Source organism: Peribacillus sp. NPDC006672, from assembly GCF_050274955.1.
Taxonomy (GTDB): domain Bacteria; phylum Bacillota; class Bacilli; order Bacillales; family DSM-1321; genus Peribacillus.
Map to the genome: position 1 here is coordinate 1 of NZ_JBNNOR010000017.1, position 21,138 is coordinate 21,138.

Sequence of the window (21,138 nt, forward strand, 5' to 3'; positions counted from 1 at the left end):
AAAACTCGCCCGTGTCCTAGTAGGGATTGCTCGTAATGGCTCTGCCTATAAACCGGAAATGGTCTTCCCTCTTGAACAACTAGCAGCGTAAATTTCCATTCACATTATTAACGAAAGTTGGCTTATTCGTGAGCATTATCTATTAAACTGAGGGAGTTCTGTAAGCAGTAAACAACTTTATTATTTTTTATATAACTTTATTGTAAATTAAACAACTTTATTATAACTGCACACTAGACACTCAAATTCAGGGACATAGCACTGATATATTTAGGTTACTGAATTTATTGACTCCAGGTACTGTTGTTCAAGCTATTTAGCTTTGTTCACAAGTTCATGTCCACTATCGCTTCTCTTCTAGTTCCTATAAAACCTTATTGCTTGCCATTCTCATAAATTGTTACCAATGATATCCCAACTCCAAAATAAAAGCCACTTTTCCTGAAACTCGTCCAGGAAAAGTGGCTTTACGTTTAAAAAGGAAGATAAACTTAATTATCACTTAAATCAATCGAAGGTTCGATCCTTACGTGGTTTATCGTTATAACTTTACATTTATCCTATCTTTTTATAAAAACAAGGTTATAATAGCGGTCTTTCATGCTTATTATTTTGTTTGTTGTTTATTCATGGCGCTCATCATTTGATTAATTTTCTTTTGGGATGGTTTCATACCCATTTGCATCATCATCATTTTCAGCATCTGTTCGTTAATTGGCGGATTTTTCTTTAAGTAATCCATCATGTATTTACGAGCGATGAAAAATCCCAGCACTACTCCAGCAATCAATGCCAGTACGCCAACTAGAATGTAAACCCACATACTATTTCCTCCTTCGTGTTGTCTAACATCAGTGTACTAGACCAAAGGTTATTATACAATACCCGCTACCGAAAAGTCCCCCATTTAGACAAATTTTCTTTCTTTTATCGGTTTTAACCAACCGTATTTTTCGTGTTCAAAATCAATGGCCAGAAAACTCGCTTCATATTTTCGAATGCATTCAAAAAAAGCTGTCTCCGCTTCATAGTCTCCTTCAGCTTTAAGTGTGATGGACTCATCCTGGATGATTAAAACGGCTTTACTTGATCCGTTTGTTTTTTCTAAATAGTATTTACCATTTTGAGACCAAAAATTCATCTTTTTTTGTAAACGTTGTTCAATAGCTACCTGCAACTGGATAATGGGGACTGTTTTGGTGACAAATTCGATTTGTTTTTGCAAAATACTCTTCAGTCTGCCCCTTGCTTGAATATACTCCAAAAACAAATTGAAAAATAGCTTTTCTCTTCCATAATAATGATGGGCAAATTCATCTTCGATTAAAAAAATTTGATAGGTTCTCATCAGCCAACGCCTCCTAGCATTCCTATTTTGGTCACCAGAACAACTTACCATCAGGATCTTCCATTATTTCCTACCCTTGATGACTTTCCCCTTTAACTGACACATTTAAACGAAAATTATTTATTCTCATTATATATTGACAAACTAAAAAGATATGTTGTTTGCTGGAGAAATTTTTTTCTTTTTTTGTCGAATGGATGACTTCCCAGAGAATAAGAGCACTTTCAACATACAATTAGAAGTTTCGATAAAAAAACTGACACCAAACTAGTTGGTGTCAGTTCCCCATTTCTATTATTTAAGCATTTCTTTAACACGAGCAACTACATTTTCTACAGTGAAACCAAATTCCTCCATGATCTTACCGCCTGGTGCAGAAGCTCCAAAATGATTGATGGCCAATATTTCACCCTCATCACCTGCATAACGATCCCAGCCAAACGGTGAAGCCACTTCGATAGCTAGACGTTTTTTCACGGCTGGATTGATTACACTTTGCTTATATTCTTTAGATTGAGTTTCAAATCGATCCCATGATGGCATGCTGATTACCGAAACATCAATTCCTTCGTTCGCTAAAGCTTTCTGTGCTTCCACAGCCAAGTTCACTTCAGAACCAGTCGCAAGTAGTAATGCATCAGCTTCTTCTTTCTTAGCAGCGGATATGATGTAAGCGCCTTTTGAAACACCTTCATAAGCAGTTTCGGAAGTATGTTTTATTGTTGGCAATCCTTGACGAGTCAGTACAAGGGCTGTTGGTTTATTTGTAGACTCCATAGCCACTTTCCAAGCTGCTGCTGTTTCATTGCCATCAGCCGGACGGATTACCCCTAGGTTAGGCATTGCCCGCAATGATGCTAATTGTTCGATTGGCTCATGTGTCGGTCCGTCTTCCCCTACAGCAATGCTGTCATGTGTGAAGACATACGTTACAGGTAGTCCCATCAGTGCTGCCATTCTTATGGCAGGACGCAAGTAATCAGAAAATACGAAGAATGTACCTCCGTACACTTTTAATCCACCATGAAGGGTCATTCCATTTAAAGCCGCTCCCATAGCGAATTCACGTACACCGAACCATATATTACGGCCACTGTAATTACCAGGTAATAGATCTGTCTCACCTTTGATGGCAGTATTATTAGATCCTGCTAAATCTGCAGAACCACCAATGAAGCTAGGGACCCTTTTGGCAATTGCATTCAATACTTCTCCGCTTGAAGCACGGGAAGCTAATGTTTTTCCTTCTTCATAGACCGGAATTTCCTGATCCCACTCAGCAGGCAGTTCACCTTTGATTGCCTGCTCCAATTGCTGGGCTAACTCAGGGTGTGCTTCTTTGTAATTGTTGAACATTTCATTCCAAGCTTCTTCTTTTTGGGCGCCTGCCTCTACAACAGATTCATTGAAGTGGGAATAAACTTCTTCTGGGACATAGAAATCCTCTTCGAATGTCCATTTATAAGCTTCCTTAGTCAACTTCAGCTCATCTGCACCAAGCGGAGCGCCATGAACAGCAGATTTACCTGAACGGTTTGGTGAACCGTAACCAATAACCGTTTTCACTTCTATTAATGTTGGGCGTGCATCATCGGTTTTCGCTTCTTCAAGCGCTTTGGCAATTTCCTGAAGATCGTTCCCGTCCTCAACGCGAATATATTGCCATCCATATGATTTGAACCGGTTTGCTACGCTTTCACTAAATGATTGACTTAAGTCGCCGTCAAGGGATATATCATTTGAATCATATAAAACGACAAGTCTTCCAAGTTGCAGATGTCCTGCTAATGAAGCTGCTTCTCCAGAAACACCTTCCATTAAATCTCCATCTCCACAAATGCTATATGTATAATGATCGACCACATTATAAGATTCACGGTTATAGCTTTCTGCCAGGTGGCGTTCTGCCATTGCCATTCCGACTGCCATTGCAATACCTTGTCCAAGAGGTCCTGTCGTTGCATCTACCCCAGCGGTATGTCCGAATTCGGGATGTCCGGGAGTTTTACTGCCCCATTGGCGGAAGCTTTTCAAATCATCGATAGTTAAACCATAGCCCGATAAATGAAGAAGGCTGTATAACAGCATAGACCCATGACCAGCTGAAAGAACGAAGCGATCTCTATTAAACCAATCTGGGTTTTTCGGGTTATGATTCATATATTCAGTCCATAATTTGTACGCCATCGGCGCTGCACCCATGGGCATGCCTGGATGGCCGGAATTAGCCTTTTCAATTGCATCAATCGATAATGTACGAATCGTATTGATAGAAAGTGCATCTAATTTATCTAACATATCGTAAAACATCCCTTCTTGTAATGTACCTCTTTATATTATAGTGACCAGCATAATATCACAACTAAAAACACTATTTACGACCCGATATTACAATGTTTTCTGGAAATTAAAGAAGTCCCCTCTTTAGATTAAGCTAAAGAGGAGAATACATACATGAATGCACTCCTTTTTTAATCCTTAAAGCTTAAAATGGAGTGTCATCATAATAGTCCAAGCATTAATGTAAGTTTCTTTTTTCTTTAATATTCTTTATCTTTTGAGGAGTGACGTCATTACCTTCTGGATCAACGACTTTCACGTGCTCCAACGTATCGGACATGGACCGTCTGAATGTTTCCAAATACTCACTTCTTAATTGGGTTTGCTCTTTCGCCTCGACTTCCGTTAAACCTTCAGCCTTTGCCTTTTTAGAAAGTTCATTAATACGGGCTATTTTTTCTTTTGATAGCATAATTTCGCTCCTTCGTAAACTGCGGATATTGTCATGGTATTAAAAAAAAAGCGAAATTACAAGTTCTATGATTGACTTTCCTGTGTATTCAGTTGATGTTCGAGAAAACGCCTGTTCACCGTAGCTTTAGATACATTGTATCCAAAGCCCCTTAAAGTGGCTGCGATTTCTGCAAATGTCAATCCATTGGCCCGGAGTTTAATAATCTCTTCAATGGGAATCTCCATACGTTCCCTTCCAGTAGAATTGCTTTGGTTCTGAAGATTGTTTTGAGGGCGGTAGCCTTTTTCAACGGCTCTTTTCATCCCCCGTTTTATTTTTAGGTTATGTAATTTCCTTTGATATTCTTCTACAATACCGACTATCTGGATGACCATGGCATCCGAATCCGATAACTCTATTTCCCCATCGTGTGAGAGCGTATAAATTTTCACGTCTTCTTTAAGGATGACATGGAAAAGGGCTATTTTGGCATTCCCTCTTCCCAGTCTTGTTTCGTCCTGGATTAATAAAACTTCGGCTTCTTTGGCCTTAAATAGTTCGATCATTTCAAAAATGCCATCCCGGTTTAACTCATAACCGCTTTCCTGCTCTTTTATTATGGAAACAACTTCCATATCCAACTTTTCCGCCAATTTGACTAATTCATCTTCCTGCCTTGCCAATGATGTTTCCTGCGACTCTTTTTCTGTGCTAACCCTACAATAGATTATTGCCTTCATAATACCCTACCTTCACTGCTTACTGCTGACTTGCCAAATTCTGAACAAGTTCTTCCCCTTTAACCGGTATGACAATGACTTGACCAGGTTTAATCGAATCCGCGCTGACCCCATTATGCTCTTCTATCCAACCAATGAATTCTTTTTTTGTCAAATCAGCTTCTTCATATTTTTCGGCAATTCCCCATAGGGTGTCGCCTTTACCTACTTCTATAGAAAGGAAATCTTTTTTTTGATCATTGTCCAATGTACAAGAGAATAAAATTGAAAAGATGAATACTGATCCAGCTAACAGAATAGTATAAACATAATTTTTGTATAATTTTTTCATAAATATCCCTCCAAAGCGAATGTTCGTTCGTATGTTATGTCAAAATTATAATACGAACGTTTGTTTCAGTCAACAACTAAATTCGAACTTATGTTTGTATAGAGTTGGGGGCCATGCTATAATGGAGCAAAGAACATTGGAGAAGAGGTGCACGTATGACTAAACTATCAAAACGGCAGCAAGATATCCTTGATTTCATTAAAGATGAGGTCCGCCAAAAAGGGTATCCACCTTCCGTCCGGGAGATTGGCGAAGCAGTGGGACTTGCATCAAGTTCAACAGTACACGGACATTTATCCCGCCTGGAAAGTAAAGGCCTGATAAGACGTGACCCAACCAAGCCGAGGGCCATTGAAATACTGAACTTGGAGGAAGCGAACAATATCCCCAAAGCTAGTGTCGTGAACGTGCCATTACTTGGAAAAGTAACTGCGGGCATGCCGATAACGGCCATTGAGAACATAGAAGAATACTTTCCGCTTCCCGAAAGCATGGTTCCACATGATGACCATGTATTCATGCTAGAAATCATGGGCGAAAGTATGATTGAAGCAGGAATTCATGATGGAGATTATGTCATTGTGAAACAACAAAGCAGTGCAAATAATGGAGATATCGTCGTGGCCATGACGGAAGATGATGAAGCCACTGTAAAACGATTCTTTAAGGAACCGGATTACATAAGGCTTCAGCCTGAGAACTCAAATATGGAACCAATTATTTTAAGAGATGTTTCGATACTTGGAAAAGTAATAGGCTTATATAGACAAATACATTAAAAGCGCTAACCGCGCTTTTTTTGTTTGTTTAATTTATGTCCGAAATTCTCTCATTATGCATTTGGAAGACTAGGTTTGAAATATTTTTTTAATAGAAGCGTGTTTTCATAGGCGTGTAAACACCTTTTTCATTTATGGCGGTTGATAGGCAAAGTATTGCTTTCTGAATATATGTACTTTAGGAAAAATATGAAACCATAATTCAAATTAATAAAGAGCGAGATAAAATCCCGCTCCCTGTTAATGTTCATTTCACTCTTAATCTTTGGTTCACTTTAATAAGGTTAAGATCGACCAATCCATTCCACTGTTGAATCTGCATTTGCGTAGAACCATATGCTTTTGCAAGCGCAGATACGGAATCCCCTTTTTTGACGATATGATAGACCTCTTCGATGCTTCCATCATATTTAGTTAAATCACTTGTTTCGATTAGGTTCTCCAGTTTTTCTATATATTTCGGATCCGAGGCGTAACCCTCATCGAATATTTCTTTGAGTGCTTTTTTGTAATCTTGTTCTCCAATGATGGCTGTATACAAACTTCTATTCCATTAAGTTCCCTTTACATATAGATTGGCAAGATCTCTTAGACTTTCTTCCCATGTTGGGTATTTTCTGAATTTGTTCCATACTTGAACGGGTGCACCGTTGACATATTCCATTGTTTGTATAATGACTGACTCGCCCTTAAAGTCACCTTTTGTACCGAATATATTCTTTCCTTGATTTGCTAATAAGCTTGTCCCATATCCACTCTCCAAACAAGCCTGTGCAATGACCACAGAAGACAAAATTTTAAATTCCTTTTGAATTTTCTGGGCATATGGAGCAATTTCCTAAATAAACGTTTCCTTGCTCATTAGAACCTCTCCAATATTAGGACTCACTTTCTTAACTGGGTATCTTCCTTCATATCGTATTCTAAACCATGAAAAGGGTGACAGCATGTCCAGCAAAAAAGGTACTGATATTTGGTTAATTGTTTTCACTATGATCAAAAAAAGAAAGCATACATTGAGCGGCTTCACATTGAACTCTGAAAATCTTCGAAACTTGTTGTATCAACTTTCTCTGATCAATCGTTTATATTGCATTAATTAATATGGTATAAATCCTTTGTAAATGGTAAAAATTAATTTTGAAAACTTCTAAGGTGGTGACATTATGGACTTCCCAACCATTCATACAAACTTTTGGGATGCAGTGATAGCCATTCCTACCATCATGACACTTACTCAAATAATTAAGGTCATGTTTCCAATACCTCCAAAATTCATCCCTGCCATCGCTTTGGTTCTAGGCTTATTCATTTCCATTTTCATCAGCCATCGACATCATTTGGTTGCAGGAATTTTCATGGGCTGGTTTTATGGCTATGCAAGCATAGGCAACTATGCTGCTCTCAAAACTAGTATTTTGACTTATAGAGAATCTTATCAAAAGTAGGATTAAACTATGCAGGATAGCACACGCCTGAGGTTCATCAATCTTATTATTGCAGGAGACCAATCTAGCTTATATACCCATCGATCACGCTTTTATATAAATACCTATTTGGCAATTACGGCCCGGCTTTTTCCTTATGAATCAACATAACCCAAGTAAACCAATTCACACCTCCTCACATTTCAACCTAAAAAAACCTCTCAATTAAGAGAGGGATTTTTTGGTGATTTTCACTACTTTTCAATATAGACCGAACGAATCAGCGTACGGGTTCTTTCAGTGCCATTCACGCTTTTTTCCTTGACGTCAATTGTTACATTATAAACACCTGATTTAGGCACTTCTGGAAGGGAACCCGAAAAATTTTCGGTATCCATTTCCTGAATTGTGCTTTTTTCACTAATTTCTTTCCCGCTTTCATCTATTAGATGAACCAGAAATGTTGTGCTGATTGGCCTTTTTTTATCATTCATCGGATTCTTAATTATAAATTTAGCATCTTTTTGCTTAACTTTTCCAGCCATACTTAATGTAATTGGATTCTTTTCGTTAAATTGTGCCGTGAAAAGGAATGCATCTTTTGGTGATTTAGTCTTCATTCGCACTCTCCAGTCACCAATTTCAAGTTTATTCCCATTAAATGTTTGTATGGTTGCACCATTAAAAAAGGAAGTTTGATTTTTTGCAGATTGAACTTTTAAGGAAGGTGTATACTTTTTATTAGATGGAGAAATCAATTCAACCTCGACATCATTTGAGGCAGTGTATATGGTTATATCACTTGGAGCTGCTTCATTTACATGGAAACTTTGTTCGTTCCAGACATTTTGTTGCAGGACATCTCCCAGGACAGTTTGCGAGAGAGCGGTTGTGATGACATCATCTTCAACGTTTTCTTTATTATTGAGATTTAAACCAGGAATCCCAGCAATAGAAGTACTTCTTAAATAGGGTTCAATCCTTGAAAATACGGCTGAGCCTAATCGAATATTGTCGTGATCATAGTTTGGATCCGTAAATAAATGTGACGCGTAGGGTATTTTTGTACTCCATACATTCACTAAACCATCATTATCTCCATATGAAGATAAATATTGTCCACCCATTGATAAAGCGGAAAGAACCGGCCCTCTATTCATACCGGCCACGGTGAAATACATATTTTTCCGGGAGTTAGCATGGTTATCCGTGACAGAACGAAACTCCGCCATTTTACCAACTTGTAAAGAATAAGTTCCTTCATCTTTTTGGCCCAATAAGGAACCAAGCCAGCCCGCATACCAGCTATATGCCAAATCAGCCAGGTTGGAACCGTGATGAGGGGAAGCTAAAGTGATGACCCTTCCAACATATTGGTGTGCTCCAAAGTGTACTAAAGCCGCTTGGGTGTCTGGCCCCCCTTTGCTATGAGCTATAATATTTACTTTTTCGCCCCCGAAATGGTTACTGATTTCTGCAAGCATTTGAGCTAGCAGCCTTCCATTAGCATATTGGCTCACTGATCCATTTCCAGCAGAATCGTAAAGCTGCACAAAAACCGTTTGGTAGCCCGCTTCATATGCCTTGGTATACATATCATTGACACCGTGATATTCCGTTTCACCGTACCAGCTGGCTGAATTGCCATTTTTCCCTTGGACAAATACGATTGGTGGTTTATTTGTGTCAAGATTGGGAGGGGTACTTCCCAGAAACCAATCCCCTGGGTTGAAAGTTTCGGATGGCGGCTTCAATTTTCCCGCTGAGGAAAAGTTCGGCTTTGCTATAATTAATATGGTTAGTATGAGGACAAGAAAAACGACATATTTGATTACATTCCTTTTCATTTGTTATTCTCCTCCTATATCCCAAGGTATTTTTTCGAATTCACCTAATTATCAATGCCCTCCTTTACGGGTCTTCTATATCATTCATTAGTTTATATTTGTACTTTTTCCTGCCATTACCTGCTAACTTCATAAAAGATGGGAGAAAAAAACTAGAAGAAAAATTTATGTATAGAGATAAAGTATGAAGATTTCCTTGAATTCATTTATTAATTCAGGCTTTTTCATTTTTGAAGATGTTCATGAAGATGAAAAGCCGATTTAGTTTGATGCATACATGAGTTTATCTGGCTCACATCACTTCATGAACAATTGGGCTGCAGAAGAAATTATGAAGGATATCCTTATAGCGATTGCTAGTAAACACGAAGAAAAAAAGAAAACAAGCCCTTCTCCTGCAAAGGATAGAGGGCTTGACTTTTTTTGACCGCATTATTAATTTTTCCGTCGAATATTCCACTGTTCAATTGCCCCTAATCATGTTGTTTTGAAATCCGTCCTTTTCAAGAAATAAATCGATTTGAAAAAAGTCTTTCACAGCAATTGGCTGTCATAATAGAATCCCAGTAACAATCGGTTATTTTTTACAAAAAAATCCATATATTCAACTTAGATCGCTGTCATGAACCTCCATCGAAATACATTTCCATAAAAACAACAACAGCATGCCGATTGGGATTTTGGATTATTAACTCCGTTAAGCACTTCCCCCTCCCCCATCATACCTGTATTTCACCCTGAGAACTGGATAATTGATTTCAGTGATAAGTTCGTCCTTTCGATTGTACAGTTTGAATACACCGTCGTGTATGATAATATCCTCAATGAACTCTCCACGAATTTCCTTTCCAATCGCAAAGGTGCTAACGACAACTCCTACTGCAACTTCAATAGACCTAATTTCTCTTTCCACTTTTTTCACCTTCTTTCCATTCTCACATGAATCATCTTAACCATGAACTTGTCCCTTGGCAGGTTAGGATTACTATTGATAAGATTTTTCATTCCAGGAATGGCTTCTCTTGAACCTTCAGCTACATTTGAAGTGTAGATGAGGGTCAAAAAAAATGATATCGTCGATGGAGAATCCTACACATTCAGCGAACATATACGCCTTATCGATTCGCAAAGGAATCTTATATTGCTCATAGTCAATGTAGGTCCTCTTGGCCATTTTTAGCACTTTAGCCATTTCCTCTTGGGTTAACCCTTTATACTTCCTCGCTTGTTTAAGTGTGAACTTAACATTTGTCATACCTTGTCACCACCTATCTAAAAAAATAATATCACACTTGAAGTATAGTTACCAACGATTTTTTGTAAAATTCACGCACTTTAAGTTTACTCACTTTCACTCATAGTGTATATTCAAGTTAGAGGTGAAGAAATATGCACATTGGTGAAAGGATTAAAATGTTAAGAAAAGAAAGAAAAATGACACAAGAAGATTTGGCAAACATATTAAAAGTGGCCCCAACGGCAGTATCAGCATGGGAATCCGGACGGAATAAACCTTTAATGGATAAATTAAGCATGATATCCACATGCTTCGAAATCCCGCTATCCCACCTCATTGAAGGAGCACCTATCATTAGAAATAGTCCTGCAATGGAATTTTTAAACGAAAAGAATGTCAGATTAATTGGTGTCTATGGAAATATACCTGCCGGAGAGCCTGATTTTACCAACGAATATATAGAAGCATATATGCCGACTTTAAATTCCATGCTAAAATCGAATAAGGAATATTTTTTCCTGAGAGTAAAAGGCAACAGCATGAACAAAGAATTCAGTGACGGATCATTGATCCTCGTTGAAAAAACAACTTATGTCGACAGCGGAAAAATTGGTGTGGTCTTAGTAAATGGTCACGATGCTACAGTCAAAAAAGTGAATATAAATGAAGAACTCATCACACTCATTCCCTGCAGTACGGATCCTTTTTATGAAGAAAAAACCTATCATATCAAAAATGATAGAGTCCGAATTTTAGGAAAAGTGGTACAGGCCATTAAAATATACGATTAGTACCAATCTCTAGGGTTTCATTAGCAAATTAGTGAAAAGCTATAATACATAGATTAATTCAATTCGTTCAGTCAAACATTTATCCACTTATACATATTAGGTACAAGCCATTATGGTTTGTGCTTTTTAATATTATTTTTTATTGATTGAATGCATTCGTCAACTAACTTCGCCCAGGACGCTTTTTTCAATCTCCTTGCTTTTTATGCAGACTAAACCATTTCGTCAACCCAAGCCAAGGTGCTCCGTTATTTTTCCCAGTAAATGTTCCACCAAATAAGAAAAAACCTTCTGTATTTGGAAATCTAATTTTCATTTTTCCATTCTCCTTTGCCCTTACTTTTTATTCTTTGGTTCACAACTCCATATAAGAATCGTATAATGGGATGATAAGTATTTGCCTCTGTAGCTCTAGCAGGGAAGAGCGCCGGAAAACATTGTAGCCACCGGGTCGCAAGGTAAGGGTTTCAGAAGCACCGAAAAGCAAATAAGCTGAGGCAGGTGGAATTCCAGCCGGTGAAAATCCGTAGGGAAGCGTGTTCTCCCCTAACCTATGCTTACGAAAGGAGTGCGGGTTCGAATCCCGTCAGAGGCTTGTTTCCATGATGAACTGCGATTTATATATACTGCCAAGCCAGGCTTGATGATTAAGAATGGCTACGCCTATTGATCTCCCCTTGTATCACCGGTTATAAAAGTAAAAATGGCTTGTCCTTCCATAAAAACATTTTCAATATATTCACAAAGGTTTCCGCCAATATTGAAAGAATGGCGGAAATGGGAAAAGTCCCTCTCTTTTTAGAGAAGGACTTTCTGCGTGATGTGCTTTCTGGAAGTTATAAATAATTTAACCAGTCAATTATTAATTATTCATTTCACCCGCAATTTCTGGTCTACGGTAATGGTGAACTGGCTGTCAAGATCGTTCCAATCTTTAATTTGCTGAACTGTACTGCCATAGGCCCGGCTTAAGGAGTATACGGTGTCTCCACTAACGACTGTATGGTATACCGCTGTAATTTTCTTGGTAAGATTGAAGCATTTAACTATACCGTTTACATGTCCGCGAGCCAGTGTTTCGATAAAGGATGCCATTTTTAATTTGGCTGCGTCATTGACATTATCGATAAATCCATTTTCAGTCAGGAGTGCGGGCATGTCCGTTTCACGGAGCACATGTAAATCGCCTGTTTTTTGTCCCCTGTCTTGGAAGTTGATAAGCTTCATGACCTCTGAATGAATATGATCTTGATACGTTTTCGTTACCTGGTTGGTTGACGTATAAACGTAATCCTCATACCCAGTCCCTCCCCCAGCATTAATGTGGATGGAGAGGTAGAAGTCAGCTCCCCAAGAATTCGCTTGATTCGTCCGATCGTCTAAAGAGGGGTACGTATCTTGGGGCCTGCTCATTTTTACAGAAACGTTATTATATTCTATTAATAACATGTCTTTGATTCTAGTTGCAATGGATAAAGTTAAATCCTTTTCTCTCAATCCATTACCCACCGATCCTGAATCCGTACCTCCGTGGCCGGGATCAATAAATATTTTTACCATTTCACTCACCTCTATTAATCTTATGTTGCGCATTAACAAATGCCTGTACACATAACTACCGGATTAAAGAAATTTCATTTTATAATAATATAGAATTCTATATTTCGGATGCCTCGATTAACACGAAATGATGCACTCCTTCTCCCCTTTCGTTCCCAAAAAAATACACCCCTAAAGGTGTTTATGGCATTATATTATGACATTCACCCAATGAACGAGAATTTTTTGACTTCTTGAAAAAGCTTTCTTCTATTATTTTACTTTGGTAAGTCAAACAATAACTTAGATTAAATAAAGGTTCCATAGTACATGGAATTCACTAACCAGGTTTTTAAGGATGCTGATACATGAAAGAAATTAAGGGTTTGGATAATGTTATTTACCGTGACCTAATCCCGTGAAATGGACTTTTATTCAAATTTATAAAAAAAGATATCGACTTCATTCATACTTTCGTTGAAGGGGATTTCATTACAAAATCAATCACGTCAACTTCTATGGTTATTGGAAAAAAATCATCTGACTTTTACCAATAGAACAAACAACACAAAAACAAAGGTTTTATAAAATGGCATGGTGTGGGGAAACGGTGAATTATGAAGGGGAAGTCGATGATATCCATTATCTTGCATCATTGAATCCTTTGATGTCATCGGAACGGCAATCGATATCACCGAAAAAAAAAGAAGTGAAAGCAGAATTCGAGAATTGGAAAAATTAGAGAGAGCAGGTGAATTGGTGCTGGAATATCCCATGAAATCCGAATCCTTTGACTTCTTTAACCAAATCATTAGTGAACGGATACATAATGCAAGCATCCAAGAATATCTTGAGATCATGATGGTGGAACTGGATAGGGATTAATAACAACGGTAATGAATTTATGTTTATAGCAAAACCTGATGAAACCATGAAAATCAGTAGAAACAATATTAACTCCATCATATCGAATATCATTAAATTCATGGAACTACAGTGAAATTTAAGGCACCCGGATTATTTTTGAATCCAAACAACCTCCCTTAAGGCAGTATGTGATCAAAACCTAATGAAACAGGTGTTTATTAACCTTATACAAAACTATATTGAATCAACTGATGAAGAAGTGATGACATAAAATTCTTTTTAAACGTCAATGGAGAAAAATTGATAAATGTTTAAAACGAATGTAAAACTGTCCTTTATTCCCATTTGCTGTCTTTCCACTCATTTAAGCTGCTTAATAATCTATATTAGACTGGTTTTGGGCCAACAGCAGCTGAAAATTCCTTTTCGCAATTGCATCCCGTAAAATATGGATTCTTCTTTCCCTATTGTGCTATTTTTTTCTCTTTTTTTGGTGGGTACTTCTTAAAAGAAGAAAAAAAAGTGTTTGAACGCTAATATTGATATCCCATCTATAATGTGAACTTAAACGCCTGAACATTGTCCGGGATTTTAAAAGGAGAAGACGTATGAAAAATGAATTTGGTAAGTTTGAACAATTGGTTCAAAAGTTGGATCCAGGCATCAAACTCATTCGCGCATGGGAATTAAAAGGCGGAATTTCTGCTCAGGTGACAGGACTTGAAATTTTACAATCTACAGGGAGGATAATAAGGATAATCGCTCGTCAGCATGGTGTTAATGACTTGAAACGGAATCCGAATATTGCGGCAGATGAACACAAGCTCTTAGGGATATTGAAGGCTGCTGGTTTGCCTGTACCGAAGCCTTATTACATCGAGCAATCCTGCGAGGTTTTTTCCAAGCCATGTATACTTATCGAGTTTATTGAGGGCAAGCCAGATTTTACCCCCTCAAATCTTAATGATCATATCTTACAATTGGCAATCAATCTAGCAAAAATCCATCATGTTGATTGTGCAAAGCTACCTTTATCTTTCCTCCCTAAACTAGAAAATTCATATGGGGAAATGTTAGATATTAAAGATGGGGTAATCCTGGACGAAACCTTAAATCTGAGCTTGATTAGAGATTTGTTAAAATCATACATGCCATTACACCCAATGAATAAGGAAGTGATCCTTCACGGTGATTATTGGCCTGGAAATATATTATGGAAAGAAGATAAACTAGTTTCTATAATTGATTGGGAAGACTCAGGCTTAGGGGACCCTTTGGCTGACCTTGCCAATAGTCAACTCGAGATTTTATTTCATTTTGGAATGGACGCAATGAGTGACTTCACCATTCAATATAAAACCATGATGCCGGAGTTGAATTTTACAAACTTACCCTTCTGGCAATTATTTGCCGCATTACGGTTATCTGATTTTCCTGAATGGGGCTTCGAAAAAAGCAAGGAAAATAGCTGGAAGAAAATACACAAGTCATTTGTTCGTCAAGCAATTAACCAAATTCGTTTAAATTAATGTTTATTCAATTTTTTTAAAATGAATGACAGATCTGATATGCCCATGAACTTTTGATAAAGGCATTTATACCAGTCCCTTTATCAACTTTTTTCATAAACTAACAATGACTACCAAAAAAATCCAGGAGGTGTTTAAATGTATAATAAGCCCTGGGGGCATCCGAAAGGCGGTCAATGTCCACCACAATATTGCCCACCTCACAGAATGCCTACTCAGTATAATCCACCTCAAATCTCCCCGCCAAAGCAATATGTTAAAACTAATGTCATTAACACTGTGATTCCGGTTTTTCACCCGACACATACAACTACCGTGAATAAACATTTCACGACATATATACCGCATACCCGAAGTATCGTGAAAGAGTGTTATACCCAAAGCTTTGTTTGCGGAGTTCCTCAATCCCCCAGTTTTTCGAGGAGAATGTTAAGATATTAATTTAAAAAACCCCGAATCGGGGTTTTTTGTTAATTACTTCCATCAATCTTTGGGAATTGACATTCAAAGGATTTACAACTGTCTAAATGCAAACTCCCTATATTTTTTAAAGTGTTGTTTTTTATAAAACTCTTTTGCATCAGTGTTTTCAAACCAATAATCCAGTTCGATTAAATCTATATCATTCTATTTCGCAATTTCATATATCTCATTCATTAGTTTTTTACCGTAACCTTTTTGGGTTTGACTTTCAGCGATACTAAGCTGATGCACATATACTGATTTATATTCATTTTTAAAAGCACTTTCTGGATAATTTTTAATTTCAATCCATGCGTAACCGATCGGTTCTTCATGTTCTTTTAAAAGAAGAAAAACAAAACTTTTGTTTTCAACCAAACTTTTGAAAGTTTCTTTCATTGCACTATAATTATATTCCTTAAAATACTTAGGAATAGTTTCGCATGCAGGCTGTGGACATTTTGATTTAATTTTGCAATTACTTCATGATCCCGGGTTTGACTAACATACATAATAATCCCCCTGTCTATACAATAACATGGTTTATTGAAACTGCATGTCTGACATCTGAAATCGCCTTATTGAAACATTCTTTATTTATTATAAATTCCATGAAAGAAGTTCACCCCATCATAATCATTTAATGAACTTGATTCGGCAAAATTCCTAAAAATTCCTGTTTGACTTTCTTATATTGCGAGCTTTGCAAAAGAAAAGATCAGCCCAATGGCATTCGATATAAAGAAAAGTCACGCAGGCAATGCATATTCACTTAATCTTTCTGATATACGAGATGGCCCATCAAATGTAGAACAACTAGAGTAATGGATGCGCTTGGCAGCAACCCTGGTATTATTCAATATAGGAAATATCTTGACGTTTTTTATGACTCATTCAATGTTGCTAAAGATTCAAAAACATAAAGGAAGTTTGTTCTCATTATTATCCGAACTGCTGTTAAGCAATCTGAAGTGGCTTATAATATGAATTTTAAATAGGATAAGCTTAATAATATTGTGGAACAGAATAAGATATATCCTGAAACGGTAAGAATTATTAGACTGGATATAGGTGGTTTTAGTTTAATATGGGGCCTTTGGATATTAAGATGCTTGGGGAAGAAAAAATGAAAGGATTGGAGGAGTTCATCTTGAATCCATATGCTTATTTGGCAATAGCCATCATAAGTGAAGTATTTGGCAGCTCAATGTTAAAAGTATCAAACGGATTTAAAAAGTTATTCCCTTCAATTGGTGTTGTAATTGGAATGGGTTTGGCTTTTTATTGCCTGTCTTTATCTCTTAAAACAATTCCACTTGGAACGGCTTATGCTATATGGTCAGGAATAGGTACTGCTTTAACTGCTTTAGTGGGAGTTATCGTTTATAAAGAAAACTTTAACCTGAAAAAATTTTTAGGTTTAGCCCTAATCATTGGAGGAGTGGTTGTATTGAAACTCTCCAGTGGAGGCGCTCATTAACATTTTGAAAAACGGAGGTAATAATATGAAAGGATACATAGCTTTAGGAATATCAATCATAAGTGAAGTATTTGGCACGACCATGCTTAAGTTATCTGAAGGATTCACCCATTTATTCGCTTCATTTGGGGTCATTATTGGATTTGGAATAGCATTTTATTGCTTATCCATATGTCTTATAACAATTCCGTTAAGCTTGGCATATGCCATTTGGGCAGGAATTGGCACAGCTTTAACTGCATCAATAGGTGTACTAATATGGAATGAACCATTTAGTATCATTACGATGGGTGGCTTGGTATTAATCATTGGTGGAGTAGTTTTACTAAACGCTTCCCACACTACCAAACCTGCAGAAGAATCGTCAAACTAATGGTTTGACGATCCCCCCTCCCCCGAGCTGCTCCTTAAAATAAATTGAACTCAATGGCTATTAGAATTCCTTGTAGAATTCCCTATTCACCTTGTTCATTTGTAAACGATCTTCTTTTAAATGTTTCAAAAGTGCAACAATCATAAAGCTGACAATAACAAGCAATAACCAGGAGCTGATTTTTCCGATATGAACAATTTCCCATTGCAGCTGTTGGTTTGGGTATTGCCAAGCCCCAAAAAATGTTGCAATATTTTCGGCAATCCAAATGAAAAAGCCGATTAATACAAAAGACAATGCCATGGCATACGTATCCCTGTAATCATCCAACTTACATTTTTTTACAAATTTATCTTAACCTAACTGCATTAGAAAAGGCCGCCTGCGCGACCTTCTCTTTTGAATGGAGCTGAGTTTCATGGATCAGTCCTTCAATTGAATTTAATTTTCCCTGCCTTTTTTTCATGATAATCTATTTGTTTTTTCATTTCTTCCTTTGCCTGCCATCATATAAATCTGAGTTTCACCAAGTCCGTCGAGCAAAGTCCGTGAACTTGAATTTATCGGGTCTATGCCTGGATTCGCTATACTGAAACAAGCTTCCATCGATTAAATGGACCGTACTTTTCACAACTGCCACCATATCGTAGTCTTCTATGTCCAATAATAGTTTATCTTCTTCAGTGCATGGCTCCACGGTAATCTCCTTATTAGAAAAACCGATTTGGAGCCCAAGTTCCTTTTCGATATATCCATAAATCGAATCCTCACAAATTTCCTTTGTCAGGTTAGTTACGAACTCGTTTTTGAAATAGTCTTTGTCCAGTATGATTTTCTTGCCATTGATTTGGCGTACCCGGAACACTTTCCATACTTTACCACCATCCGTTAAGTCCAGAAGCTTGGTCATGTTTGCGTCGGGGGTCTCAAGCTCCAACTTATGGATGCTCGTTTTGGAATGCAAATTCAACTTTTCCACCATTTCTTTATAGGAAATCAACCCTGTTACAGGAAAATTAAATTTGCTGAAATCCAAGACAAATGAACCCTTGCCTTTGATTTTATGGATATATCCATTTTGTTCAAGCAACTGTAATGACTTTCTTACAGTATCCCTGGATATGTCATACTCTTCCATGAAGCTGCTTTCAGAAGGAAGCTTTGAATTTGTCGGAAAGGTTCCTCCTTCAATTTTTGAAACGATATCACCATAAGCGATAGATATTTGCGTGAACAACACTGATTTTGATTAACTACATCAGAAAAAACACCTTGTTCTTATATGATTTATATATAGTAATTAATAATGAATAGATAGCTTAGAACCAGTTGATAGGTTCAGGTTTAAGGTTTTGGAATATATGCTTGGTTTCTGTATATTCCTCTATACCTAGTCTTCCTAGTTCGCGTCCAATACCAGACTGCTTAAATCCACCCCATGGTGCATGTGGGAAGTAAACGTTGAAGTCATTAATCCAAACAGTACCCATGCGCATCTTTGCTACACAACGTTCAGCTTTTACAATATCGTTTGTCCAAACACCACCAGCAAGTCCGTAGATTGAGTCATTAGCAAGCTTTACTGCTTCCTCTTCCGTACGGAATTTCTCAACCGTGATAACAGGCCCAAAAGCTTCATCTTGAACAATGCTCATGTCTGTTGTGCAGTCTGTAAAAATAGTAGGTAGGTAGAAAAAACCATTTTGTAGTTCTGGTTCTTCTGGACGGCTACCACCAACTACTAATGTAGCACCTTCTTTAATACCTGTTTCTACATACCTTTCTACTTTCGCAAGGTGCTCTGATGAAATAAGTGGGCCCATTTGTGTATCTTCGTCAAATCCGCTTCCTAGCTTAAATTTTTCCACTCGCTCAACAAGTGCGTTAACGAACTCATCGTGAATACTTTCTTCTAAAATCAGTCTTGTACCCGCTGAACAAATTTGTCCTGCGTGGAAGAATACCCCGTTTAATGCTTGGTCAACAGCTGTCTCAAAATCAGCATCAGCAAAGATGATGTTAGGGTTTTTCCCACCAAGTTCAAGTGCAAGCTTCTTCACATTAACGCTTGCCGCTTGCATAATTTTCTTCCCTGATGCAATTCCACCTGTAAAGGAAATAAGGTCCACATCAATGTTACTAGATAGCTCTGAGCCAACTGTATTACCAGCACCAAGTACTAGGTTAGCAACACCAGCAGGCACTCCTGCTTCTTCCATTAGTTCGAATACTTTAATCGTAGTAAGTGGTGTAATTTCACTTGGCTTCATAATTAGTGTGTTACCTGTAGCTAATGCTGGAGCCAATTTCCAAGATGCTTGTAGTAATGGGTAATTCCAAGGTGTAATTTGACCGCAAACTCCAACAGGTTCGCGAACTACCTTACTAATAGAGTTTGGTACTGGAGAATCAATCAGTTCCCCGCCATCTTTATCTGCAAGCCCTGCATAATAACGAAATACTCCAGCAATATCATCCATGTCTCCATGGCTTTCCTCTACTGTTTTACCAGTATTTAAAGATTCCAATCTAGCAAGTTCTTCTTTATCTCTTTCTATTAATTCAGCAATCTTCCTTATGATAGTCCCTCGTTCTGTTGCTGGAGTAGAAGACCATTCTCCGTTATCAAATGCTGCTCTTGCTGCAGCGATTGCTGCTTTTGCATCTGATTCATTACCTTCTGGAACAGTAGCAATAACTTCCTGGTTAAATGGATTAATAATATCACGCGTATTACTGGAAATTGCCCCCACCCATTTACCATTAATGTATTGTTGTTGTTTTAGACTCAAATCTATCAACTCCAGTTTTTTGAATAAATTAAGTTTGTTAAAAATATATTTAACTTTTTGAAAATAGTAACATGTCTTTTTAAGGCTGTCAAAGATAATATAAAAACAAACTTTTAGAAAGAATTAAGATTAACTAGAATGGTTGAAATTACTAAGTTTGTAGACATTTGAAATTCGTTAAAATCACGTTTTCCATTTGACATTTAATCTGAACACGTTATCATAAAGTTTGTGAAGAAGATTTAATAAATATTTAACACGCTTTACTTTATATTGAAGGAGCAACTTTATGAGTGAATCTACTGAAAGATCCAGAATTAAAATAGAAGAAGCCAAAGATAAAATCATTGGTGCAATTGCAGAGACAATGGATTTATATGGTGTAACACCAGCTGCTGCAAATTTATATGCGACGATGTACTTTAAAAATCAGATGACTCTTGATGAAATGCGTACGGAGCTCGGAATGAGTAAACCGAGTATGAGTACTAGTGTCCGTAAACTCCAAGAAATAGAAATGGTGAAAAAAACATTTACACGCGGTTCTAGAAAACATACCTATGTAGCTGAGAAAAATTTCTTCCGTTCCTTTATGGTGTTTTATTGTCAGATGTGGGAACGAGAAATAAAAATGAATATGGAAGCAATTGAGGAAGCGCAAGAAGATTTTATAAATGTCATTAAAGATTCCACTAGCACACCAGAAATTGTTGCAGAGGCAAAAAAATTCTATGATCAATTAGAAGAATCAAAAACATACTATCACTGGTTGGAAGACTTAGTTGCTAGTATAAAAAGTGGTAAGATATTTGAGTTTATACCTAAAGATCAGCAAGATTAATTTGAAAAGAAGTTATCAGGT

General features: G+C 37.3%; 26 protein-coding genes and 1 pseudogene. 10 read left to right on the plus strand and 17 right to left on the minus strand.

From position 1 onward, the window contains the following. Window positions 1-607 precede the first annotated feature (607 nt). The 6 genes from ACQKKK_RS21490 to yneA form a co-directional block, all read right to left on the minus strand. Window positions 608-823: a YneF family protein gene (locus ACQKKK_RS21490; RefSeq protein ID WP_034312934.1), complete on the minus strand. Its 216-nt coding sequence runs from the start codon at window positions 821-823 to the stop codon at window positions 608-610. An 84-nt stretch (window positions 824-907) separates the two neighbouring features. Beyond that, window positions 908-1,348: a sporulation inhibitor of replication protein SirA gene (gene sirA, locus ACQKKK_RS21495; RefSeq protein WP_061462713.1), complete on the minus strand. Its 441-nt coding sequence runs from the start codon at window positions 1,346-1,348 to the stop codon at window positions 908-910. Between the two features lie 294 nt (window positions 1,349-1,642). Beyond that, a complete protein-coding gene (gene tkt, locus ACQKKK_RS21500; protein ID WP_427618951.1) occupies window positions 1,643-3,646 on the minus strand; it encodes a transketolase in 2,004 nt (667 codons plus the stop codon). A 220-nt stretch (window positions 3,647-3,866) separates the two neighbouring features. Next, a complete protein-coding gene (locus tag ACQKKK_RS21505) occupies window positions 3,867-4,100 on the minus strand; it encodes a DUF896 domain-containing protein (protein ID WP_061462711.1) in 234 nt (77 codons plus the stop codon). Window positions 4,101-4,165: 65 nt separating this feature from the next. Beyond that, on the minus strand, window positions 4,166-4,822 hold the full coding sequence (locus ACQKKK_RS21510) for a YneB family resolvase-like protein (protein WP_427618953.1): 657 nt from the start codon (window positions 4,820-4,822) through the stop codon (window positions 4,166-4,168). 19 nt (window positions 4,823-4,841) lie between these two features. Next, on the minus strand, window positions 4,842-5,153 hold the full coding sequence (gene yneA, locus ACQKKK_RS21515; RefSeq protein ID WP_427618955.1) for a cell division suppressor protein YneA: 312 nt from the start codon (window positions 5,151-5,153) through the stop codon (window positions 4,842-4,844). Between the two features lie 155 nt (window positions 5,154-5,308). On the opposite strand from yneA, the gene lexA reads away from it, so the two are divergent. Beyond that, window positions 5,309-5,932 carry a transcriptional repressor LexA gene (lexA, locus tag ACQKKK_RS21520; RefSeq protein ID WP_427618957.1) on the plus strand — a complete coding sequence of 208 codons (624 nt, stop codon included), beginning with the start codon at window positions 5,309-5,311 and terminating at the stop codon, window positions 5,930-5,932. Between the two features lie 247 nt (window positions 5,933-6,179). Here lexA and ACQKKK_RS21525 read toward each other — a convergent pair whose 3' ends face one another. Together ACQKKK_RS21525 and ACQKKK_RS21530 are read right to left on the minus strand one after the other, a co-directional pair. Then, the gene (locus tag ACQKKK_RS21525) at window positions 6,180-6,473 is read right to left on the minus strand and encodes a LysM peptidoglycan-binding domain-containing protein (RefSeq protein ID WP_427618959.1); all 294 of its coding nucleotides are present in this window, start codon (window positions 6,471-6,473) and stop codon (window positions 6,180-6,182) included. A 12-nt stretch (window positions 6,474-6,485) separates the two neighbouring features. Continuing rightward, window positions 6,486-6,767 carry a glycoside hydrolase family 73 protein gene (locus tag ACQKKK_RS21530; RefSeq protein ID WP_427619075.1) on the minus strand — a complete coding sequence of 94 codons (282 nt, stop codon included), beginning with the start codon at window positions 6,765-6,767 and terminating at the stop codon, window positions 6,486-6,488. 331 nt (window positions 6,768-7,098) lie between these two features. Between ACQKKK_RS21530 and ACQKKK_RS21535 the strand changes: the two genes are divergently transcribed. Continuing rightward, entirely contained in the window at window positions 7,099-7,380 is a 282-nt protein-coding gene (locus ACQKKK_RS21535) for a hypothetical protein (protein ID WP_427618961.1), read from the plus strand. A 233-nt stretch (window positions 7,381-7,613) separates the two neighbouring features. Here the strand turns inward: ACQKKK_RS21535 and ACQKKK_RS21540 are convergent, their stop codons facing one another. The 3 genes from ACQKKK_RS21540 to ACQKKK_RS21550 form a co-directional block, all read right to left on the minus strand. Beyond that, complete coding sequence (locus tag ACQKKK_RS21540; RefSeq protein ID WP_427618963.1) at window positions 7,614-9,206, minus strand: esterase/lipase family protein; 1,593 nt, start codon at window positions 9,204-9,206, stop codon at window positions 7,614-7,616. 697 nt (window positions 9,207-9,903) lie between these two features. After that, a complete protein-coding gene (locus ACQKKK_RS21545; RefSeq protein WP_427618965.1) occupies window positions 9,904-10,119 on the minus strand; it encodes a hypothetical protein in 216 nt (71 codons plus the stop codon). 117 nt (window positions 10,120-10,236) lie between these two features. Next, window positions 10,237-10,461 (minus strand): helix-turn-helix transcriptional regulator, encoded by a 225-nt coding sequence (locus ACQKKK_RS21550; protein WP_061462697.1) that lies wholly within the window; start codon window positions 10,459-10,461, stop codon window positions 10,237-10,239. A 134-nt stretch (window positions 10,462-10,595) separates the two neighbouring features. Here ACQKKK_RS21550 and ACQKKK_RS21555 point away from each other — a divergent pair, with 134 nt between their 5' ends. Next, window positions 10,596-11,234, plus strand: coding sequence for a LexA family protein (locus ACQKKK_RS21555; protein ID WP_427618967.1), 639 nt, complete (start codon window positions 10,596-10,598; stop codon window positions 11,232-11,234). Window positions 11,235-11,421: 187 nt separating this feature from the next. Here the strand turns inward: ACQKKK_RS21555 and ACQKKK_RS21560 are convergent, their stop codons facing one another. Both ACQKKK_RS21560 and ACQKKK_RS21565 read right to left on the minus strand, forming a co-directional pair. Further along, window positions 11,422-11,550, minus strand: coding sequence for a hypothetical protein (locus ACQKKK_RS21560; RefSeq protein WP_427618969.1), 129 nt, complete (start codon window positions 11,548-11,550; stop codon window positions 11,422-11,424). 554 nt (window positions 11,551-12,104) lie between these two features. Then, window positions 12,105-12,794, minus strand: coding sequence for an N-acetylmuramoyl-L-alanine amidase (locus ACQKKK_RS21565; RefSeq protein ID WP_427618971.1), 690 nt, complete (start codon window positions 12,792-12,794; stop codon window positions 12,105-12,107). 568 nt (window positions 12,795-13,362) lie between these two features. Here ACQKKK_RS21565 and ACQKKK_RS21570 point away from each other — a divergent pair. The 4 genes from ACQKKK_RS21570 (at window position 13,363) to ACQKKK_RS21585 (ending at window position 15,610) form a co-directional block, all read left to right on the plus strand. Next, window positions 13,363-13,515, plus strand: a complete 153-nt coding sequence (locus tag ACQKKK_RS21570) for a hypothetical protein (RefSeq protein ID WP_427618973.1) — start codon at window positions 13,363-13,365, stop codon at window positions 13,513-13,515. Continuing rightward, entirely contained in the window at window positions 13,503-13,658 is a 156-nt protein-coding gene (locus ACQKKK_RS21575) for a hypothetical protein (RefSeq protein ID WP_427618975.1), read from the plus strand. Before ACQKKK_RS21570 ends, ACQKKK_RS21575 begins: the two co-directional genes overlap by 13 nt. Before the next feature lie 590 nt (window positions 13,659-14,248). After that, on the plus strand, window positions 14,249-15,169 hold the full coding sequence (locus tag ACQKKK_RS21580; RefSeq protein ID WP_427618977.1) for a phosphotransferase family protein: 921 nt from the start codon (window positions 14,249-14,251) through the stop codon (window positions 15,167-15,169). A gap of 207 nt (window positions 15,170-15,376) precedes the next feature. Beyond that, window positions 15,377-15,610 (plus strand): CotD family spore coat protein, encoded by a 234-nt coding sequence (locus ACQKKK_RS21585; RefSeq protein WP_427619077.1) that lies wholly within the window; start codon window positions 15,377-15,379, stop codon window positions 15,608-15,610. A gap of 186 nt (window positions 15,611-15,796) precedes the next feature. Here ACQKKK_RS21585 and ACQKKK_RS21590 read toward each other — a convergent pair whose 3' ends face one another. Then, the gene (locus ACQKKK_RS21590; protein WP_427618979.1) at window positions 15,797-16,030 is read right to left on the minus strand and encodes a GNAT family N-acetyltransferase; all 234 of its coding nucleotides are present in this window, start codon (window positions 16,028-16,030) and stop codon (window positions 15,797-15,799) included. Window positions 16,031-16,781: 751 nt separating this feature from the next. On the opposite strand from ACQKKK_RS21590, the gene ACQKKK_RS21595 reads away from it, so the two are divergent. Together ACQKKK_RS21595 and ACQKKK_RS21600 are read left to right on the plus strand one after the other, a co-directional pair. Beyond that, the gene (locus ACQKKK_RS21595; RefSeq protein ID WP_427618981.1) at window positions 16,782-17,111 is read left to right on the plus strand and encodes a DMT family transporter; all 330 of its coding nucleotides are present in this window, start codon (window positions 16,782-16,784) and stop codon (window positions 17,109-17,111) included. 25 nt (window positions 17,112-17,136) lie between these two features. Further along, a complete protein-coding gene (locus ACQKKK_RS21600) occupies window positions 17,137-17,484 on the plus strand; it encodes a DMT family transporter (protein WP_427618983.1) in 348 nt (115 codons plus the stop codon). A 60-nt stretch (window positions 17,485-17,544) separates the two neighbouring features. Here the strand turns inward: ACQKKK_RS21600 and ACQKKK_RS21605 are convergent. The 3 genes and pseudogenes from ACQKKK_RS21605 to betB all read right to left on the minus strand — a co-directional run. Next, window positions 17,545-17,796, minus strand: a pseudogene (locus ACQKKK_RS21605) (DUF817 family protein); the annotation flags it as partial. A 211-nt stretch (window positions 17,797-18,007) separates the two neighbouring features. Continuing rightward, window positions 18,008-18,724, minus strand: coding sequence for a trehalose operon repressor (treR, locus tag ACQKKK_RS21610; RefSeq protein ID WP_427618985.1), 717 nt, complete (start codon window positions 18,722-18,724; stop codon window positions 18,008-18,010). Window positions 18,725-18,803: 79 nt separating this feature from the next. Next, entirely contained in the window at window positions 18,804-20,276 is a 1,473-nt protein-coding gene (gene betB / locus ACQKKK_RS21615) for a betaine-aldehyde dehydrogenase (RefSeq protein WP_427618987.1), read from the minus strand. A gap of 289 nt (window positions 20,277-20,565) precedes the next feature. On the opposite strand from betB, the gene cudC reads away from it, so the two are divergent. After that, window positions 20,566-21,117: a choline uptake/conversion transcriptional regulator CudC gene (gene cudC, locus ACQKKK_RS21620; RefSeq protein ID WP_427618988.1), complete on the plus strand. Its 552-nt coding sequence runs from the start codon at window positions 20,566-20,568 to the stop codon at window positions 21,115-21,117. The last annotated feature ends 21 nt before the right edge of the window (window positions 21,118-21,138 follow it).

Bases quoted from the DNA above. Each gene is read 5' to 3' on its own strand.
- ACQKKK_RS21490 (WP_034312934.1), bottom strand. From the start codon at position 823: ATGTGGGTTTACATTCTAGTTGGCGTACTGGCATTGATTGCTGGAGTA.
- sirA (WP_061462713.1), bottom strand. From the start codon at position 1,348: ATGAGAACCTATCAAATTTTTTTAATCGAAGATGAATTTGCCCATCAT.
- tkt (WP_427618951.1), bottom strand. From the start codon at position 3,646: ATGTTAGATAAATTAGATGCACTTTCTATCAATACGATTCGTACATTA.
- ACQKKK_RS21505 (WP_061462711.1), bottom strand. From the start codon at position 4,100: ATGCTATCAAAAGAAAAAATAGCCCGTATTAATGAACTTTCTAAAAAG.
- ACQKKK_RS21510 (WP_427618953.1), bottom strand. From the start codon at position 4,822: ATGAAGGCAATAATCTATTGTAGGGTTAGCACAGAAAAAGAGTCGCAG.
- yneA (WP_427618955.1), bottom strand. From the start codon at position 5,153: ATGAAAAAATTATACAAAAATTATGTTTATACTATTCTGTTAGCTGGA.
- lexA (WP_427618957.1), top strand. From the start codon at position 5,309: ATGACTAAACTATCAAAACGGCAGCAAGATATCCTTGATTTCATTAAA.
- ACQKKK_RS21535 (WP_427618961.1), top strand. From the start codon at position 7,099: ATGGACTTCCCAACCATTCATACAAACTTTTGGGATGCAGTGATAGCC.
- ACQKKK_RS21540 (WP_427618963.1), bottom strand. From the start codon at position 9,206: ATGAAAAGGAATGTAATCAAATATGTCGTTTTTCTTGTCCTCATACTA.
- ACQKKK_RS21550 (WP_061462697.1), bottom strand. From the start codon at position 10,461: ATGACAAATGTTAAGTTCACACTTAAACAAGCGAGGAAGTATAAAGGG.
- ACQKKK_RS21555 (WP_427618967.1), top strand. From the start codon at position 10,596: ATGCACATTGGTGAAAGGATTAAAATGTTAAGAAAAGAAAGAAAAATG.
- ACQKKK_RS21560 (WP_427618969.1), bottom strand. From the start codon at position 11,550: ATGAAAATTAGATTTCCAAATACAGAAGGTTTTTTCTTATTTGGTGGA.
- ACQKKK_RS21565 (WP_427618971.1), bottom strand. From the start codon at position 12,794: ATGGTAAAAATATTTATTGATCCCGGCCACGGAGGTACGGATTCAGGA.
- ACQKKK_RS21570 (WP_427618973.1), top strand. From the start codon at position 13,363: ATGGCATGGTGTGGGGAAACGGTGAATTATGAAGGGGAAGTCGATGAT.
- ACQKKK_RS21580 (WP_427618977.1), top strand. From the start codon at position 14,249: ATGAAAAATGAATTTGGTAAGTTTGAACAATTGGTTCAAAAGTTGGAT.
- ACQKKK_RS21585 (WP_427619077.1), top strand. From the start codon at position 15,377: ATGCCTACTCAGTATAATCCACCTCAAATCTCCCCGCCAAAGCAATAT.
- ACQKKK_RS21590 (WP_427618979.1), bottom strand. From the start codon at position 16,030: ATGAAAGAAACTTTCAAAAGTTTGGTTGAAAACAAAAGTTTTGTTTTT.
- ACQKKK_RS21600 (WP_427618983.1), top strand. From the start codon at position 17,137: ATGAAAGGATACATAGCTTTAGGAATATCAATCATAAGTGAAGTATTT.
- cudC (WP_427618988.1), top strand. From the start codon at position 20,566: ATGAGTGAATCTACTGAAAGATCCAGAATTAAAATAGAAGAAGCCAAA.